General features: G+C 64.6%; 12 protein-coding genes and 1 pseudogene. 6 read left to right on the top strand and 7 right to left on the bottom strand.

All coding sequences use genetic code 11. From position 1 onward, the window contains the following. Positions 1-337 precede the first annotated feature (337 nt). Together ACIA5D_RS27155 and ACIA5D_RS27150 are read right to left on the bottom strand one after the other, a co-directional pair. On the bottom strand, positions 338-508 hold the full coding sequence (locus tag ACIA5D_RS27155; protein WP_396033026.1) for a hypothetical protein: 171 nt from the start codon (positions 506-508) through the stop codon (positions 338-340). Between the two features lie 356 nt (positions 509-864). Then, positions 865-2,076 (bottom strand): hypothetical protein, encoded by a 1,212-nt coding sequence (locus tag ACIA5D_RS27150; protein WP_396033025.1) that lies wholly within the window; start codon positions 2,074-2,076, stop codon positions 865-867. Positions 2,077-2,086: 10 nt separating this feature from the next. Between ACIA5D_RS27150 and ACIA5D_RS27145 the strand changes: the two are divergent. Further along, positions 2,087-2,440: pseudogene (locus ACIA5D_RS27145) on the top strand (IS6 family transposase); the annotation flags it as partial. A 59-nt stretch (positions 2,441-2,499) separates the two neighbouring features. On the opposite strand, the gene ACIA5D_RS27140 reads toward ACIA5D_RS27145, so the two are convergent. Continuing rightward, the gene (locus ACIA5D_RS27140) at positions 2,500-2,805 is read right to left on the bottom strand and encodes a hypothetical protein (RefSeq protein WP_396033023.1); all 306 of its coding nucleotides are present in this window, start codon (positions 2,803-2,805) and stop codon (positions 2,500-2,502) included. A gap of 608 nt (positions 2,806-3,413) precedes the next feature. Between ACIA5D_RS27140 and ACIA5D_RS27135 the strand changes: the two genes are divergently transcribed. The 3 genes from ACIA5D_RS27135 to ACIA5D_RS27125 all read left to right on the top strand — a co-directional run bounded on the left by ACIA5D_RS27135 (position 3,414) and on the right by ACIA5D_RS27125 (position 6,675). Next, positions 3,414-3,821 (top strand): hypothetical protein, encoded by a 408-nt coding sequence (locus ACIA5D_RS27135; RefSeq protein WP_396033022.1) that lies wholly within the window; start codon positions 3,414-3,416, stop codon positions 3,819-3,821. 218 nt (positions 3,822-4,039) lie between these two features. Continuing rightward, on the top strand, positions 4,040-6,334 hold the full coding sequence (fxsT, locus tag ACIA5D_RS27130; protein ID WP_396033021.1) for an FxSxx-COOH system tetratricopeptide repeat protein: 2,295 nt from the start codon (positions 4,040-4,042) through the stop codon (positions 6,332-6,334). A gap of 113 nt (positions 6,335-6,447) precedes the next feature. Further along, positions 6,448-6,675, top strand: a complete 228-nt coding sequence (locus tag ACIA5D_RS27125) for a hypothetical protein (RefSeq protein WP_396033020.1) — start codon at positions 6,448-6,450, stop codon at positions 6,673-6,675. A 39-nt stretch (positions 6,676-6,714) separates the two neighbouring features. Here the strand turns inward: ACIA5D_RS27125 and ACIA5D_RS27120 are convergent, their stop codons facing one another. Genes ACIA5D_RS27120 through ACIA5D_RS27110 form a run of 3 tightly spaced genes read right to left on the bottom strand, consistent with a single transcriptional unit; the run spans position 6,715 to position 11,790 of the window. Further along, positions 6,715-7,830, bottom strand: coding sequence for a patatin-like phospholipase family protein (locus ACIA5D_RS27120; RefSeq protein WP_396033019.1), 1,116 nt, complete (start codon positions 7,828-7,830; stop codon positions 6,715-6,717). Beyond that, entirely contained in the window at positions 7,809-10,433 is a 2,625-nt protein-coding gene (locus ACIA5D_RS27115) for a ThiF family adenylyltransferase (RefSeq protein WP_396033018.1), read from the bottom strand. The genes ACIA5D_RS27120 and ACIA5D_RS27115 overlap by 22 nt, the downstream gene beginning before the upstream one ends. Next, positions 10,423-11,790, bottom strand: a complete 1,368-nt coding sequence (locus ACIA5D_RS27110) for a hypothetical protein (protein ID WP_396033017.1) — start codon at positions 11,788-11,790, stop codon at positions 10,423-10,425. Before ACIA5D_RS27110 ends, ACIA5D_RS27115 begins: the two co-directional genes overlap by 11 nt. A gap of 90 nt (positions 11,791-11,880) precedes the next feature. On the opposite strand from ACIA5D_RS27110, the gene ACIA5D_RS27105 reads away from it, so the two are divergent. Next, positions 11,881-12,759: an ImmA/IrrE family metallo-endopeptidase gene (locus ACIA5D_RS27105; RefSeq protein ID WP_396033016.1), complete on the top strand. Its 879-nt coding sequence runs from the start codon at positions 11,881-11,883 to the stop codon at positions 12,757-12,759. Next, positions 12,749-13,177 (top strand): helix-turn-helix domain-containing protein, encoded by a 429-nt coding sequence (locus tag ACIA5D_RS27100; RefSeq protein WP_396033015.1) that lies wholly within the window; start codon positions 12,749-12,751, stop codon positions 13,175-13,177. The genes ACIA5D_RS27105 and ACIA5D_RS27100 overlap by 11 nt, the downstream gene beginning before the upstream one ends. A 522-nt stretch (positions 13,178-13,699) precedes the next feature. On the opposite strand, the gene ACIA5D_RS27095 is transcribed toward ACIA5D_RS27100, so the two are convergent. Continuing rightward, positions 13,700-16,105 (bottom strand): phosphotransferase, encoded by a 2,406-nt coding sequence (locus tag ACIA5D_RS27095; RefSeq protein WP_396033014.1) that lies wholly within the window; start codon positions 16,103-16,105, stop codon positions 13,700-13,702. Between the last annotated feature and the right edge of the window lie 233 nt (positions 16,106-16,338).

Below are 16,338 nucleotides of genomic sequence, written 5' to 3'. Positions count from 1 at the left end.
ACTACAGGCTTGTACTTCGCTCGCCGACCTTGCCGCTGTACTGCGGAAACGGCAGCGTTGATGATGACGGGGGATACCCGAGCGCGGAAGCAATGCGGCGTAACTGAGTAGTCATCCGCACCCTTGCTCGGCCCCCGGCTCACCGGCAAGGAAGCGGCGGCCGAGGTCGGTGGTGCGGTGGCGCCTGCGTAGTTATCCACAGGCGGCGTAGAGCCCGTTGCCACCCACCTCGCGTCCAGCCACACTGAGGACGCTGGCGAGGTCACTCTCCGGAAGGCCGGCCACGGCTGCGGCAGGTGGGGCAGGTCCGGACAGAAGGCACCAGCACCCCAGGGCGCTACTTGTTGAGCCGTGACCGGATGCGGATCGCGTTCCCGATGATCTGGCTCAACACTTCGTCGACCTGGGCGAACTCATCGTCGCTCAGGCTGGAGACGTCAACATCCTTCGTCTTCTCGATCAGCGTTGCCGCAGCTCTGAGGCCACGGAGCAGATCATGGCTTAACACCCGATCCACGCTAGCTGCCGCTCAGCCGCCGAGACCGTCGAATGATCTTTCCGTGAGGTGGCGGCCTACTTCGCATCAGCGATATCCGGCCGGTGCGTGTGGATCCAGGTCTCGATGTCGGCGCGTCTCCACACCCGCCCTTGGATCAAATCGTCGTACGGTGTGGGCCAGTCGGGACGCCGCGTGAGCTGATATACGCGTTGCCGGCTGATATCCCCGAGTCGTTGACGTATCTCCGCTGTGCCCATCAGATGGCCTGTCATGCGACCAGTGTACTCACGACTAGCCGTTGCTTGTCTACAGAGCGGTCGCGGAACGTCGGAGGTTCACGGCTTGCCGGCACTGCTGGAGGTGGGTCAGCCATCGAGGATCCGGGTGAGCGTAGTGATGCTGTCGGTGCAGGCCGTGATGTAGGTGTCGATACGCCATGTCGTGGCCGCGACGGTGCCGAGCCGTACTGCCAGTACCGGGCGGGTGGTGACGGTGCTGCTGTCGAGCGCCCAGACGATGACGTCGGCGAACAGGTTGCCGATGATGCCGCGGATGATGTCGCGGGTCAGCAGGATCAGGTCGCCGGCCGCCTTGACGATGACGGCCATGGCCTCGGCGATCTCGGCGCAGCCGATCAGAGCTTCGATGTTGTAGGCCATGCGCGCCCGGTATGAGCGGATGTCCAACCGGTCTCGCCGTGGTAGATCCTGATCGAGAGATTGGTGGAGGAAGACGCTGAGCTGCTGGAGATCAGCGCTGACGGTGTGCCAGATCGCGGCGTGTGAGGCGGCGACACCCGGTGCTCCGGTGAGCTCGTCCAGCAACCGGCGTAGCGGGCCCACGCAGGTCATCGCGTAGCGCAGCCCGCCGGCGCGTAGCGCGGCGGTCAGCTCGTCGACCGGCGCCGCGAACTCCGCCACCGGTGCGGCGTCCGCGAGCTGCGGCTCTACCCATTCCCGATTGCGCACTCTGGTGATAACGGTGTCCATGAGCCCGTGCAGGGAGTGGGAGGGGCCCTCGACGAGCGGTGTCCCGTCCGTTGTCGCCACGTCGTCGTCGCGGCGGACGATGTGTTTGAGCTGCGTTGTGCCGTCGGCGACGCGGTGGAGGCTCTGGACCATCAGAAGCAGGTTTTCCTCGAGATACTCCAGTTGCTCCTGGTAGCGGTCATAGCGGTCGGCCAGGCTGGTCAGGATCGATGCGCACAGCGGCCCGAACGCCTGCTGGTCCTCGATCTGCCGGCTGGTGTTCCGGGTTTCGCCGAGCAGTTCCCGCACCGCATCCAGGTTTCCGGCGTGGGTACGGAACAGGGCCGGTTCGACCGGCAGGGTGGCGGACATGATCACCGGCGGGTCATCCCGGAGGCCGTCGCCGCTGATCGTCACGGCGAGTAACCGTAGCGGCGACCGGCGCACCTCGTTAGTACGCACCCGCGAACACATTCGCGGGCCTGGCACGCGAGCGACGTTCGGATTCGGATCGCCGTGACGCACACGCGAGACGCGTCCCTTGCCGTGTTGCCCGAGTACCGGCACACTCCGGCCGGGTCTGTTGCGTTCACTGGCCGGAGTGTTCAAGGCTTGCTCGGTGAAGCATGCCGCTCGGCCGCGTCTTTGGTCACCTCCCCGCTCGGCGTTTGCCGGGTTCCGGTTCCCGGCCGAGGTGATCGTGGTGGCGGTGCGCTGGTACCTGCGCCACGGCCTGTCCTACCGCGACGTCGAGGAACTGCTCGCCGAACGCCGGATCGAGGTCGACCACGTCACGGTCTACCGGTGGATGCAGCGATTCACTGTGCTGCCGGCCGACGCCGCCCGGTCCGCCCGGCACACGCCGGGCGACCGCCGGTTCGTCGACGAGACTTACGTGAAGGTCAACGGAGTTTGGCGCTACGTCTATCGGGCGATCGACCAGTACGGGCAGGTCATCGACCTGTTGGTCTCCCCGATTGCTGCGGCCTGCTTCCGCCCGTCGACCGGCACCTAGCAGACATCGAGTCGTGGTTACGCCGCCGGCTCGCTGCCGTTGCTGACCACCCGCACGAACAGGTCCTGCGCCAGTTCGCGTTGTGGCACCACCTCCCCCGCGTCCGCGCCGACGCGGCCCGCCGACCCCTGCGAGCCACCGCCAAGCAGTACGTCACCCATCAATTCACCCAGGCCCAGGCGTTCCTCACCTGGCTGCACCAGCCTGGCATCTCTCCCCGCGCCGTCACTCAAGCCCACATCGACACCTGGTACGGCGAACACCGGGTCCACCAGCGCCACAACATCCGCGGGTTCCTTATCTGGGCCATCGGCCACGGTCATCTTCCCCGCAACCTGACCGCGCCCCGGCTGACCTACCAGACAGCGGCCTCGTTCACCCAGCAACGCCGTCTGGCTCTGCTCCGCCGCTACCTCACCGACTACACGGCACCCGCAACGAGTCGGGCCGCCGCCTGCCTGCTGCTGCATGCCCAGCCGCTGAGCCGGATCGTCCGCCTGACCACCGACGACCTGACCACCATCGACGGCCAGCTCCGCATCCGCCTCGGCGAGCCATCCAGCCCGGTGCCCGCACCGTTCGACGCGCTGCTCGAGCAGGTCGCCGACGCTCCGCCAGTTCCGGCACCGCGTGGCTGTTCCCCGGGCGGCATCCCGGCCAGTCCCTTGCCTACAGCACCCTACACCGGCGGCTGCGTGAACTCGGGTTCCCGCTGGTTGAGGCCCGCGTTTCCGCGCTGCGGCAGCTCGTGCTCCAAGCTCCGGCACCGGTCATCGCCGATGCCCTCGGCTTCCACCAGACCACGACGGCCCGCCAGGTCGTCAACGCCGGCGGCCGGTGGAGCCGTTACACAAGCGCGAGAAGCTCTCGCATGTGATGGGGTGGTGTCTGTCGGTCAGAATGAGGCATCATCGATCGGTGGGAGTGGATCATGTCGGCGGTTGAGGTGATCACGGCGGCGCTGGCGGCCGGTGCGGGCGTCGGGGTGAAGGACGCGGCGTCCGCGGCGGTGAAGGACGCCTATTCCGGGCTGAAAGCGCTGCTCAAGCAGCGTCTGGGCAGCCACGACGGTCGGGTCGCGCAGGCGTTAGAAGTCGACGAGACCGAGCCGGGCGCGTGGCAGGCCCGTATCGGTGATGCGCTGGCCCAGTCCGGTGCGGCCGATGACGAGCAGATCTTGGAGGTCGCGCGGCGGCTGCTCGCGGCGGCCGATCCGGACAAGGCACGGGCCTTGCACATCGACGTTGAAACGAACTACGGGGCGATCGGCGAGTTCCATGCCCCGGTGACGTTCCATCAGGCGCTGCCGATCCCCCCGACGCCGCCGGCAGTCGGCTAGGGCAGCCCACTGCCGGCGAGGCAACCGATCAGCCCGGTATCTCTATCCGCGACGCGCATGGCCCGACTGGCATCTTCCACGGCCCGGTCACCGTTCACAGCCGCGCGCCGGTCCACTGGCCGGTCCTCGTCGGCGCCCTACCGGCGCTGGCCATCCAGCGCGTCGACCGGCCCGCCGACCGTGACCTCGCCGACGCTGTTGCCCACGGAGGGCAAACCGTGGTCCTCTGTCAGGTCCTCGCCGGCCTCGGTGGCGTGGGCAAAACCCAGCTTGCCGCGGCCCTGGCCCATCGGCTGTGGGACAACGGGCACGTGGATCTGATCGTGTGGATCACTGCCACCTCGCGGACCGCGATCCTGACCGGGTACGCCGACGCCGCCGCCCGGATCACCGGTATCGACGATGCCGAACCCGACCAAGCCGCGGCGAGGTTCCTGGGCTGGCTGAACGAACCGCATCAGCGGCGTTGGCTGATCGTGCTGGACAACCTCGACGACCCCAACGACCTAACCGGACTGTGGCCCCCGACCACCACCGGCGGGCACACCGTGGTCACCACCCGCCGCCGCGACACCGCCCTGCTGTCCGGCCGGCACCTCATCGACGTCGACGTGTTCACGCCAGACCAGGCCGTGGCCTACCTGCACAACAAACTCAAACAACAGCCGCAACGCCTGGAAGAGGCCGCCGACCTCGCCGCCGATCTCGGCCACCTGCCCCTGGCGCTGTCGCAGGCCGCCGCCTACATCCTCGACCGCGGCCCCCGGATGACCTGCGCCCGCTACCGAACCCTGCTGGCCGACCAACGTCGCCGACTCGCCGACCTCGCCCCGGACGCCCTGCCGGACCAGCACCGCGACATCGTCGCCGCCACCTGGACCCTGTCCATCCAGCGCGCCGACCAACTCGCACCGGCCGGCCTGGCCCGGCCCGTCCTCGAACTGGCCGCCCTGCTCGACCCCAACGGCATCCCCGCCGAAATATTCACCACCGACGCGGCAGCCACATACTGCGCCCAACGGCTCGACCGGCCGGTGGACCCCGACGACCTCGACGACGCCCTGCACATCCTGCACCGCTTCAGCCTGCTCACCGTCGACGAACCCACCACCACCGCCCGGATACACGCCGTGCTGCAACGCGCCGTCCGCGACAACACGAACCCCGGCCACCAGTCCGCGCTGGCCGCCACCGCCGCCGACGCCCTGCTCGAAGTCTGGCCACCGGTGGAACGCGACGTGGCGCACGCCCAAGCACTACGTGCCAACACCACCGCCTTGAACGCCAACATTCCCCTTGGCACCAGCAATGGCATCCATCCGGTGCTGTTCGGAGCGACGGATAGCCTCGGCAAGGTCGGATTGGTATCCACTGCCGTCATCGCTTGCGAGCAGTTGCTCAACGACATCCTGCCCGTTCTAGGACGCGATCACCCCGACACCCTGACCGCCCGCAGCAACCTGGCGCGTTGGCGAGGCGAAGCCGGAGACCCCGCCGGCGCTGTCCTCGCCTACGAGGAGCTGCTCGACGACGTCCTGCGGGTCCTGGGACCCGACCACCCGACCAGCCTGGCCACCCGCAACAACCTCGCATCGTGGCGAGGCGCGGCCGGAGATCCGGCCGGAGCCGTCACCGATTACGAGCAGCTGCTGGAGGATTGGCTGCGGATCTGGGGACCCGATCACCCGGCCACCTTGACCATCTACAACAACCTCGCCACCTGGCAGGGAGAGGCCGGAGACCCGCCGCGCGCCACACTCATCCTCCTGGCGCTGCTCGACGACTCCCTGCGGGTCTTGGGATCTGACCATCCCGACACCCTGACCACCCGCCACAACCTCGCCCTATGGATGGCCGAGAGCGGAGACCTCGCCGGTGCCGTCACCGAATACGAGCAGCTACTGGAGGACCGGCTGCGGGTTTTGGGCCCCGACCACCCTCTCACCCTGACCACCCGCGCCAACCTTGCGCAACGCCGCGGCGAAGCCGGAAACCCGGCCGGCGCCGGACTTGCCTTCGTGGACCTACTCGAAGACACCCTGCGGGTTTTGGGCCCCGACCACCCTCTCACCCTGAGCGTCCGCGCCAACCTCGCCCGCCTGCGGGGCGAGATCGGAGACCCCGCCGGCGCTGTCCTCGCCTTCGAGCAGCTGCTCGACGACGTCCTGCGGGTCCTGGGACCCGACCACCCGACCAGCCTGGTCACCCGCAATAGCCTCGCATCCTGGCGACGCGCGGCCGGAGATCCGGCCGGCGCCCTCACCGATTACGAGCAGCTGCTGGAGGACTGGCTGCGGATCTTGGGACCCGACCACCCCTACACCCTGACCACTCGCGCCAACCTTGCGCATTGCCGCGGCGAAGCCGGAGACCCGGTCGGCGCGGTCACTGCACACGAGCAGATACTCAACGACATCGTGCGCGTCCTGGGACCCGACCACCGCGACACCCAGACCTTCCAGAGCAACCTCACCCTCTGGCGTGGTCGAGCGGACAACGACGACAGTCGGTAACCGGCGCGACGCTGGCCGCGCACGTTCAGGTGCCGCCGTCGAGGTGCTCGTCGCCACCGACGACCGGCTCCACAGCGGCGGACCAGCTCGACCAATGCCACAATCAGCTGACCATGGTCGGTGGCTACGTCGACCGCGCCGAGCTCAACGACGACAGCTACAGCTACATCTGCATCGGCGCGGACGGCAGATCCGGGGCCTATGCAGAACGCGGGATCGTGCAGGCATCGCGCACCATGGTGGTCATCTGGGCTTGCCCCGAGTCCGACCGAATGCGTTGGGATCAGCCGCTGAAGCACACCATGGCGAGCTTCGCACCGACGACGGCGCCGACAAAGTGATCGCAAATACCCAGTTCGGATAGTGATCGCGCTGGCTGTTCAAGCCCCGAGTGCGGGGCAGTAGAACTCGATGAGGGTGCGCGTAAGTTGCTCGCCGCGGGTGGCTATGGCCTCCAGGTCCGTGGGTGACATCCGGGCGAAGTTGGTCGGGTAGCCGGCCACCTGCTGACGCTCGACAAGATCTACGATCGGGATTGGGACGCGGGCGTCATGCATCCCGAGGTAGGAGTAAACGAATCCCTTCACATGCCGGGCAGCCGCCAGTTCGTGGACCCGGGCGCGGGAGCCGTCCTGGTTGCGCGTGTGTGCGATCTCGAAGCTCCGTTTGAGTCTGCCCAGCATGAAGTTCGGTGCCAGGGGTGCTGTCCGGCCGGGTCCGGCGTCGACCGCGATCAGGTAGTCCAGGTCGTACACGTGACTGGTGTATTGCCTCGATCGTCCTGGGAGCAGCGGGCTGAGACCGAGGTTGTCGTAGACGCCTCCGTCGGTCATCAACATTGTTTTGATGTGCTGAGTGCCGTCGGTCCGGGTGAAGGTGTAGGTGCGGTTCAACTGCGGCAAGAGGACCGGGAATGCAGCTGAGGCGGCGACCGCGTCCGCGACCGGCACCGGTTCGATGATCGTGCCGTGTGGGGAACAGGAGGACACGTCGCTGCCGAACCGGACGGCATTGCCGGTGGACAGGTCCGTTGCCGAGAGGACGGTGCTCAACGTGGGGTGGGTGACCTCGGTCATCTTCTTGACGCCGAAGGGCCGGGCGGCAAGGGCATCGACGAGTGCTTCGGTTCGGGTGCTCCGGCGAGGGCGGTTCTTTCCGCCGGGCAGCGCCGCAGACGTGGCGCTGAGGATGTTGGCCATCGTTCTGCGTGGCGTGAAGGTGCGCATGGCGAGTTCCATTTGCAGGCCACGACGGAGGAGGTCGGCGACGGTCGAGTCGAATTCCCCGAAGTCCTCGGGTCCGTAGGCCCACATCGCCGTCAGCAAGCTACCGCCGCTGATTCCTGAGACGACTTGCACGTCAGGCAGGACTCCGCGGTCATGGAGCGCTCGTAGCGCTCCGAGCCCGAACGCGGTGGCACGAAATCCGCCGCCTGAGAACGCCAGTCCCACTCGCGGGCGCTCGGCCGCTGTACTCACGGGCGCCTCCTGCGCCATGGCCACCAGGATGGTGAGCGAACGACTGGTCCTGTAACCGCCGCGGCGCCGTGGCGTATCCGTGTGGGCGTGCCGGTTCCGCCGCGAAAGTACCAACCGTCGGGTAGCTGTTGGAGATGCAGGCCGCCCACATATCCGGGATGCCCGCTGACGATCGGGCCGTCTGAGCGCGGCACGACCTTGAGGTAGATGTCGGGTCGGGCTCCGACGTCACCGTTGCGCCATCCACGCCAGTTTGCCTCGTCGCCGCCCAGGATCATCATCAACGCCCGGCGAGTGGTCCCGTCCGGAGCAACGATCGACGCCATGCCCTGTTCATCCGTCGGACTCGGGTGCGCGTATCCGAAGGGATGGGTGTGCCAGAAGCCGACGAACCCGCAGGTGCTCGCGGTGAGTCTGACCTCGGCGCTGACGCGTTCCTGCGTGCCTTCGACACCGTGGTGGAAGTACGTCGCGGACAGGTAGCTGTCCGGCGGCGGACCGGTGACCTTGTCGACGTACACAATGCCGGTCGCGTCATCGAACGCTCCGAGAAGCATCCCGCCAGTCTCGATCTCCGGTGCCCGAATCCGATCCCCGCGCCGCACCTCGGCGCGAGCCTCGGCGAGCGCTGTTCCGCTCACCCGGACCTCGTACTCTCCCGACTCATCAGTCCCCACGACATCGGCCGGCCAGCTCACCCGCGAGGTGCCCATTGTGGCCGCCGCGCCCATCCTGACAGCGGAGGCGAAGGACACCTGCTCGCCGCTTTCTGTATCCCGTCGCCCTTGGTCAGCCGCGTGGAGGACCATCAGCGCCTCGTGGAGCATCATCCCGGCGAGCGCGGTCGATTGCGCTGCCGAGCCGACAAAGGTCGGCGAGGAGCAGCCGGGCTCCGGGAAGAACAACTTTGTGCGGGGAGTCGCTGGGAACAGATCGTCGCCTACGTCGACCCACTCTGCCGTCTTCGACGCGGCCAGGAGCGACACCTTGCGGAAGGTGTCGGCTGCCGCGCCGGTCGCCGCCGGCAGGTTCGTGGTGACCAGCCCGCGTTCGGCGTTGTGTCCGATGACCATCGTGACCAACGGTGGTCGCACGGCGGCGTGTTTTCGGGCCAACTCGATGGCGGAGCGGACCGACGCGTCGGCCGTCGCATCGATGATCAGGTCGTACGCGCTCAGGTCCTGATCCGGGGCGAAGAACTTGGTGCGGACGTTTCCGTGTGACGGCTCGACATCAAGGTCGTCGCGGATGGCGGACAGGCGGCTCGCAAGCGCGCGGGCCTTCCCGCGACCGATGTCGGCGTCGGTGTACGGCTGCCGGACCAGGATCCCCGGTTTCACCACTGCGGAGTCGGCGACGGTCAATTCCTTCACACCAGCCCGAACGCACAGCTCCGAAACTGGCGCGCCGAGCGCCCCCGACCCGAGCACGAGGAGGCGCCGGCCGGCAAGCCATCTCGACGGGGTGTCCTGGTCGCGCCGCCGGGTGACCTCGGGCCGGGTCTCCATGATGTCCATCCAGGCGATACGCGAGGAGTCGAACAGGCTGAAGGCCAGGTCACGGACCTCGTCTTGAAGCTTGGCAGACTCTTTCGACGCCCGCAGGTCGCGGATCTGCGCGAACAGGTCGGTGACCCTCCCGCTCAGCGCGTCCAGCTTCCACGCGGCCAGGTGGGCCAGGCGCACGTCTCCCTCGACACGCCGAGAGGGAGTGCCGACGAGCATGGCCGTGAACAGCGGTGCCCCGTCGTCGGGGGTCTCGTCCCAGGTGTTTCCCGCAGCTTTCGCATCGCGCTCGACCTGCCGAGCCCGCAACTTTCTGTTGACGTGTGTACACACCGCCAGGTCGTTCAGTAGAGTGATCCGGTCGTAGCCGGACTCGGAGAGCCCAGCGCTGAGCGACTTCACGTCCGTCGGGTACTCGAATCCGAGCTGGTCTGGCATCAGGACGACCGGGATAGCGATCAGGGGTCTGCCGCGGTGGAACACTTCGAAGGCAGCGTCCTCGGCTCGACCCACTGCCGAGTCCAAGTCCACCCACTCCAGGACGTCGACACGCTTGCGGTCGCCGTTCACCGAGCACCAGGCCACCAGCGTGCCGACGTCGCTGCCGGATCCGTCCGCAGACCAGGGCACTAGGTCGCCCAAATTCGGGTGAACCAGCAGCCGACCAGCGTCGGCACTCGTATAGACCGCCGGTGGATGCAGCGGCTGGCCGTCAGGGTCGAGGGTTCCGGCAGCTGCGTTCTCGATCCACTTCGACAGCCGGCCGATGAACCCGCGCATGCCGTCCGCTGGGTTCCATTCAACCGACGGCACGGCGTAGAGGCATAGATAGTTTCCCCATTGGACGTGGGGCGTACCTGCCCAGCGCTCGTGAACCGAGAAGACGATCGGAGGCGCGAACGGGAAGCCGTCCATGATGATGACCTTGAAGCGCTCCCTGTCGCGTACCGCGATTCCGGCCGGCGCATGCTCGAGCCCGGAGGTATCCAGCGAGATAGTGAACGCGGTATTCCCTGCGGCGTTCGTCCACTCCTCGAGTACCTCGACCGCGCCGTCAGCTACCTCGACTAGGTCGCGCAGCTGACGGCGGGCGAGGTCGGCGCCGTCAGCGCTCACGCCCGAACCCGACGGCGGTGGTGGGCGCGGCGTCAGAGCCGCGGTCGGCCTTGATGGCGGCCTGGACCCGATCGGCGCCGGTCATGCCCGCAGTCTCGGAGATCGACACCACGCCTCCCGCGTATCGGCCTGCGGCGGTGGCGGCTGCCGCGACCTCGGACAACCGCCTGAGCTTCCGGCCAGCGGCCCTTGCGGCCTCTGTTCTCTTGGCGGAGAGCTCGATGACCTCATCCTCGACTATCTGTGCGCCGTTCTCGTCAACGCCCAGGACGACTGGCGATGGGTCCTCGACGGAGGGCCACTCCATCGTGCAGATGAACCGGTCGAAGTAGTCCTTGTATCGATCGGCTGCCTTCTTGTGGGGTGGGTTGGCGCCGTCGACATCCGCGGCAGGGATGAGGTGGCTACTCGCGACGACCACCGAGCCGTCGCGGGCGTGTCGCTCGAAAGCTTCGAGGATGTCGGTCTTCAGGATGTCCTTGCCGCCCTCACGCACGTACATGACGTGCTTGGAGCAGTGATGAGGAGCCAGCAAGAGATTCCACTCCAGATACTGCTCTCTGCCGTGGTCCTCGCTGTACTCGAAGATCTTCATGATCGTCTCGTACGCCAGATCCCCGAACAGCAAGACCTTGCCGTCCCGGCCTCCGTCCTCGGTGAGGGTGATTTGCAGAGACAGCGAGGTCTCGTTGCGCTTGGCGGCGCAGTCGTCCTTGAACGGCGCATGGATGAAGGCCTCGAACCGACCGGCCTGGTCAACGCCGTTGATTTTGGTGACGCTGATCCCCGGCTTCAGCAGGTACTCTTCCGGGAGGTCGTGGTAGGCGTGCTTCTGCTCGTCGGTGTCGTAGCCGACCACGAGGACACGGTCCCCCAGCGCGATCCCATCGTCGTCGGCGATTGCCTTCTTCACCGCCTCGACGCGACGCTTGACCTCCTCGTGGAAGACCTTTGCGTCCTCGCACAACTCGACATCCTCGCCGTCGTCGAGGTACTCACGCCACATGCGCGGAGTAGCCCACAGCTCACCGATCGTCGCCTTGTCCAGTAGGTCGGCGAAGCCGCTGCAATGATCCTTGTCCGCGTGCGTCAGCACAAATGCCGCCAGAAAGGGCCGGCCATCCGGACCGGTGGGCAACGCCTCCACCAGCAGATCTACGACTGGAACCTCAGGCGTGTCGTCATCATCGGCCTTCGCGCGGTCGTTCAGGTCGACCTGCACCAACACCTCGTCGGTGACTACAACCGTCGAGCTGTCGCCCGTGCCGACCGGCCAGAAGACCGCCCCAAGATCTGGAAGAACCTCGCCCACGTCAGACTCCATCTCCGCCGATTCGACCGGCGTGCGGTCGGACATCGACTCGTTCGCTATCAGGAGCCGAGTGTTCCTGATCGGGAACGATGATACGTTCTCGATCGGGAACCTACGACTCTGGGTGGGGAACAGATGCGCGCGTCACTCTCCGAGCTTGAGCTCGCCCGGCTGGAGGCGCCCGGAGCGCCGGATGCTCAGCTGGTGATCAGACTCGCCCAGCGGACCCTCGACGAACTCGCCATGCAGCCTCCGGTCAGCCATGAGATCATCGCCTCGATGCGTGACATCGCCGAGATCGCCGAGGGAGATATTCCTTGGGCCGGCTGCCTCGTGCCTGGGCCGGCTGGCCTGCGAATGACGCTGCGCCGACGGGACCCTGCCGGAAAGAAGCGTTTCACCGCCTTCCATGAGGTGAAACACACCTACATGCCCGGTTTCACCTCGGTCGCGCAGTACCGCTGTGACCCCGCCACGCCACCGGACGAAACGCCGAAGCGCGATGTCGGCATCGAGACGCTGTGCGACCTCGGAGCCGCCGAACTGCTCTTTCCCAGGGCCACCTTTAAGGCCGATATTGCCGGTAACGGCGCAACGGTACGGCTAGTCGAGGACCTCGCGGACCGCTACGACGCGAGCCTAGAGGCGACCGCTCGGCGACTCGTGTCCTTGCGCGCCGAACCCACCATGCTGCTGATCCTCGAACCAGCGTGTAAACCCAGCCAGCCCGACGCCGAACCGGCGCTGCGGGTGCAATCCGTCAAGTCAAACGACAGGCAGCGGCTATACCTGCCAAAGCACAAATCCGTGTCCGACGACAGTCCCTTCGGTCGGGCGTTAGGCGGCGAATCGGTCGACGAAATTACCTCCCTGCAAAACGTCGCGACCCACAAGACGACACGAGTCCGAATCAGCGCCGGCCAGTATCCGTACACCGGCAGTCGAGGAGAGCGGCATATGCGAGTACTTGCCCTGATCACCGCGGTAGGCTCGGGCTCCGGCCATGGACGCTGACTCCACTGATCGCCCAGCTCATACGGACGCGGGCAGCGTGGGGGGTCGAATCCGCAAATATCGGCTGGAGCGAGGGCTCAGCCTGAGCCAGCTCGCCGAGCAGTCGGATGTCAGCAAGGGCTATTTGTCGACCCTAGAAAACGATCCGGCGGCTCGGAGGCCGTCGGCGGAGAGCCTCTACGCCATCGCCAAGGTGCTCGGGGTGACGATGTCGGACCTGCTTGGCAGGAAGATTCTCCCCGCAGCCGCTACCGATGTCCCCGATAGCCTTCGTGAGTACGCCGAAGAAGACGGTCTTCCCGAAGCCGACGTCCGCATGCTCAGCGCGATCCAGTTTCGCGGCGATCCACCACGCACCAAGGAGCGCTGGCGCTACATCTACACCGCCATCCGCACTAGCGAAGCGATCGACAAGTAGCTTGCGTCGACGCTGTCTGCCCGCCTGGATGGGCCTCTCAGTCTGAACCAACCGGCAGCGTTTCAGGCGTGTTCACAGAGTGTGATGGCGTGGCGTGGTGATCGGTGGGTGATCGGATGTCGACGACCATGTCAGTACGGGCGCGACTAAATCAGCACGTTCCAGAGGCGGCTATCGATCGTCGAGGCGCCTGAATCATGCTACGGATCAGATGCTTTCGACTTTGGCGCGCCATAGGGCCGCGGTGATCCGGAGCAATGGGTGGCTTCGTCCGCGAGTTTTGGCGCCATATGTTCGCGACTTTCGGCGCGACCTTGCCGGCGCCGCGCGGGCCGAGATGTTCGCGAGAATCGGCACCACTTGTGGATCTCTACCACTTGTGACGCCGGGCGGTAGCTGAGGAGCCCGTTCACTCTCCGTGCAGATGATCGTGACGAGATCTGACCGTGAGTGCGCGGATCTGCCGAGATGAGCACGCCGTACAGGCGCTCATGTGGCATTCCTAAATCAGTATGAATCAACTCATTGACCGCTGCGCCTACTACCAAAAGCTCTCATCAGCTCCCTCTGCGCCGATACGGCTGAGGGCCGGTCACCTGTCGCTACCAACGTGCGAAGCCAGTTTGCAGCTGTACTTCCGAGCCTGGAGTCGGCGACTTCAAGACAATCATCCAGGTTCTCACCGTCGAATTGAATACCCGCCGCCAGCTGTGCCAGAGTAATACCAAGCTGATAAATATCGACGTCAGGAGTCCAGGAGACGCCATTGAAGTCTGGGGGCAAATAGCCGGGTGTGGCGGAGACTGTAATGACAGGGTTCGCCGCTCGCACTGAAATGTTGAAGTCGACTAGGACGGGCCCTCTCGACGGAGTCAGGACGATGTTGTCAGGCTTGATGTCACGATGAACAATACCCAAACGCGCGCGTTCCCATTCTTCAAACTCTGCTGCGGTTATCTCCTCCCTTTCAGACTTCATCGCCGCGGCAGGCGTTGGGGCCGGGTGCATGTACGAAAGTGCGTCCAGTAGCGCGGCTGATATCTCAACAAACTCATCAAGATTCGGTGCAGTAGTCGCGTTGCAACGCTGCGATAGGGGTCCCCCTTCTAGATATTCCATTACCAGGCATGGGACGCCATCGCTTGATCGTGTTGCCTCTATAAATTTGACGATTCCATTGTGATCTAAAGCCTGCAAATACTCAACCTCGCGCTCAAGCGAGCTAAATCGTGCTGACCGAAATGCCTTGATTGCCACCCGGTTATGGTCAGCATCCTCGCCGACGAGAACGTCCGCGAACGCGCCAGAACGCAACTTTGCTATAACCGTCCATCTCCCCACGGGCGCACCGAGCTGCAATATTGAAGAAGCGCTGCCAATATCTTTCCGGGGCTCCGCCGTCTCCTGCAAGTATGTTTGCAGGAGTCTGATTGAGACGAATTCGCTCGTCTCACCGTTTGGCAGGAGGCCGTAACCCATAAGATGCGACATCTCGTCCCGGTAATCAGATGCAAGACTACGAAAGTTGAAGACCTGCCCTTCGGCCAGGAGCTTTAACATCACAAACTCATCTGCGTATTGATCCTCGAGTGACGCGACTATTTGCGCAAGAACAGCGCTGTCCGACGAAACCAGCGAACGAGCTGCGGAAACAGCGGCACCCCTGTCGATGGTAACGGGATTCTCACGCGGCAAATTGCTAGCGTGAACGATGCCGCCGATTGTGCGTAGCAGTGCCGGATGGCCGCCCGTCTGTTCGACAACATACTCTATTGCCTCTGGACTCCACCTTAGTCCGATCGGTCCACCCAGGTTAAGTAGCAGTTCAGCCGCATCGGCCGCATCCAAGGGGCCTAGATATCGAACGGATAGATATCGGTACAGAGGATTATCTTGCCCGCCGACAATAGAATTCTCCACACACTCAGGACTAGTGCCTGAGACAAGGAAACGCAGCCTCCCGGGCGATTGCTGATCTAATCCCCGAAGAACTCTCCAGATTCGCACAAAGGCTGAGCCGTCGGGTAGTTCGATGAGACGTTCGATTTCATCGACTGCGATCACCAACCTGCGCGCAGTACTCCTAAGGACTAGCGCAATGTCGTGCGCGAACTCCTCCCAAATAGAAAGTCCCTGACCTAGCGCGTCACTGGCAGTTGCAAATTTCCCAAATAGCCTATATCCGCGAATATTTCGAGCTATCCGTCCGGATGCGAAAATGGATTCGCCAAGGGCCCACAGCAAATACTCCGGCCGAGGATCGATCGCAGTGATCCATTGCAGGTCAATCTTCGCAATAATGCATCTTCCACTTTGTGTTACGGACTCGATGACCCTGTTTGTAAGGCTCGTCTTGCCGATCTTGCGCAGGCCGAAGATTCCAACCTGACTGCCTCCTTTGGCCAACTCGTCAGCAATGTCGTCGACCGTTGATCGTCGGCCGAAGAAGTCCGCCGCCCGGACCGCCGCAGTCGGCAGATCGTAGAAGTTTCGTGTATAGAGACGGCTCAAAAGAATCTGCCGAAGTGCAGGAACGTCATTGCCGCGCATAGCGCGCAGCTCATCAAGAGAGCAGTGCACTATCGTGGTATCGAATGACGACTCGGCCTCGATGCTGCTTCGCGTTTGCGGATCGTATCTGGAAACCAGAATTGCAAAGCTCTGACTGAGGCGTACACCTCTTGATTGGAGCATCGCCTGCATGTCTTCTATATCTCTGGCCTGAAAGCTTGGGAAGGTCGTGCACCAAAGCAGTATTTCGCGATCGAGCCTGAACAGATCTGCAATAGCGTTATTCGGCTTGAGTATCAGACCCCATTTCTGACGAACTGCGTATTCTGACTGTATATTCTCAACGGAAAATCCGGCACTCTGAACAGCATCAATCACTAGGCCGCGGTTAGGTTCGTCGCCGCGCCGGAAATTCAAGACTATATCATTTGATAGCGCCATACTAACGCCCTTCTCAACTGCTGCTGGCGTAGCCGACAATGCTTGTCGGCGTATGGAATCGTTGCGTAGATTCCGACGAACACGATATCAGCCCCCTTCGCCTCTGGACTCCACGCGCGCAACGTCGTTCATGCACGGTCTTCGGCGAGTTGGGGCCGCAAGATCGGCTGTACTCTTCTGCCGCGAAGCGGGTGCTACCCATAGTCACC

The organism is Actinoplanes sp. NPDC051513 (assembly GCF_044454685.1).
Lineage (GTDB): Bacteria > Actinomycetota > Actinomycetes > Mycobacteriales > Micromonosporaceae > Actinoplanes.
This window is presented reverse-complemented; position numbering and strand designations above follow the sequence as displayed.

Coding starts and splice junctions, on each gene's coding strand:
- ACIA5D_RS27140 (WP_396033023.1), bottom strand. CDS start 2,805: ATGACCGTGGCCGATGGCCCAGATAAGGAACCCGCGGATGTTGTGGCG.
- ACIA5D_RS27135 (WP_396033022.1), top strand. CDS start 3,414: ATGTCGGCGGTTGAGGTGATCACGGCGGCGCTGGCGGCCGGTGCGGGC.
- ACIA5D_RS27125 (WP_396033020.1), top strand. CDS start 6,448: ATGGTCGGTGGCTACGTCGACCGCGCCGAGCTCAACGACGACAGCTAC.
- ACIA5D_RS27120 (WP_396033019.1), bottom strand. CDS start 7,830: ATGGCGCAGGAGGCGCCCGTGAGTACAGCGGCCGAGCGCCCGCGAGTG.
- ACIA5D_RS27110 (WP_396033017.1), bottom strand. CDS start 11,790: ATGTCCGACCGCACGCCGGTCGAATCGGCGGAGATGGAGTCTGACGTG.
- ACIA5D_RS27105 (WP_396033016.1), top strand. CDS start 11,881: ATGCGCGCGTCACTCTCCGAGCTTGAGCTCGCCCGGCTGGAGGCGCCC.
- ACIA5D_RS27100 (WP_396033015.1), top strand. CDS start 12,749: ATGGACGCTGACTCCACTGATCGCCCAGCTCATACGGACGCGGGCAGC.